At 62.9% G+C, this 1,411-nt stretch carries 3 protein-coding genes; all 3 read left to right on the top strand.

The annotated features are described in order from the left end of the window. Positions 1-203, top strand: a 203-nt coding sequence (locus ABT116_RS46255; protein ID WP_351647211.1) for an acetamidase/formamidase family protein, incomplete at its 5' end; no start/stop codon positions are given. 124 nt (positions 204-327) lie between these two features. After that, positions 328-717, top strand: coding sequence for a helix-turn-helix domain-containing protein (locus ABT116_RS46260; protein ID WP_351647213.1), 390 nt, complete (start codon positions 328-330; stop codon positions 715-717). A 26-nt stretch (positions 718-743) separates the two neighbouring features. After that, on the top strand, positions 744-1,411 hold a 668-nt coding region (gene disA, locus ABT116_RS46265; RefSeq protein ID WP_502984078.1), incomplete at its 3' end, for a DNA integrity scanning diadenylate cyclase DisA.

Genomic DNA, 1,411 nt, shown 5'->3' on the forward strand with positions numbered 1-1,411 from the left:
GGTACGCGCCAGAGCAGGCGTACCTGCTACTCGGCGCGGCACCGATCGAGGGCCGCCTGTCGGGTGTCGTGGATATCCCCAACTCGTGTTCGACGGTGTATCTCCCGACTGCGATCTTCGACTTCCCCCTCGCTCCGTCTTCGAGCGGACCGTTCCAGATCGATCCCGGAATCGGCGCCCCGCGTTCGGAGAACAAGGTCTAGGCCTCCGGCCCGTGCGTGGTTAAGGAGTGCCAGGACTCCTTAACCACTCACGGGGGCGGAGCCCTTGTGCGAAGTCTGCGAACCCACCTTTGCGAAGCCGGGCCGTCACTCGTATCCTGGGGAAATGTCGAAAACCTTTGTCGGTGTCCGGCTCCGCCAACTGCGGACCGAGCGCGGGTTGAGCCAGGCTTCGCTGGCCAAGACGCTGGAGATCTCGGCAAGCTATCTCAATCAGATCGAGCACGACGTACGGCCACTCACAGTGCCGGTCCTCCTGCGAATCAGTGAAGTGTTCGGTGTCGACACCACCTTCTTCTCCCCGCAGGACGACACACGTTTGATCGCAGAAATGCGCGAGGTCGCTCTCGATCAGGAGATGGGCATCGACGCCGACGCCCACGAAATCGCGGAGATGGTCTCCACCCACCCCGGCCTCGCCAAGGCGATGGTGAACATGCATCGCCGCTTCCGCAACACGACGGCACAGCTCGCCGCAGCGACGGAGCCGAAGTGACATCGACCTCAGCAGGGAGTTTCTCAATGATCAGTGCGATGGCGGACACACAGTCGTCGTCGGCATTGCGAGAGACCATCGCCAGGTTGGCGCCGGGTACCGCGCTGCGAGACGGGCTCGAACGCATACTGCGCGGCCGTACCGGCGCGCTGATCGTCCTCGGATACGACGAGGAAATGGAAGCGCTGTGTGACGGCGGATTCAACCTCGACGTGGAGTTCGCACCGACTCGCTTGCGTGAACTCTCGAAGATGGACGGCGCGGTCGTCCTCTCGACCGACGGCACACGCATCGTGCGTGCCAACGTCCAGCTCGTTCCCGATCACAAGATTCCCACCGTCGAATCCGGTACCAGGCACCGCGCCGCCGAGCGCACGGCAATTCAAACCGGCTATCCCGTGGTCTCGGTCAGCCAATCGATGTCGATCGTCAGTGTGTACGTCGGCGGTATCCGGCATGTCATCGACGGATCGGCCACCATACTTTCGCGTGCCAACCAGGCCGTCGCCACGCTCGAACGATACAAAGCGCGACTCGACGAAGTGACACGGCAACTGTCGGTCGTCGAGATCGAGGATTTCGTGACCCTGCGCGACGCGTTGACAGTCGTGCAGCGGCTCGAAATGGTTCGCCGTGTGTCGATCGAGATCGAGCAGGACGTCCTCGAGCTCGGCACCGACGGTCGCCAGTTGGC

Source organism: Streptomyces sp. NPDC002130 (assembly GCF_040296465.1).
Taxonomy (GTDB): domain Bacteria; phylum Actinomycetota; class Actinomycetes; order Streptomycetales; family Streptomycetaceae; genus Streptomyces.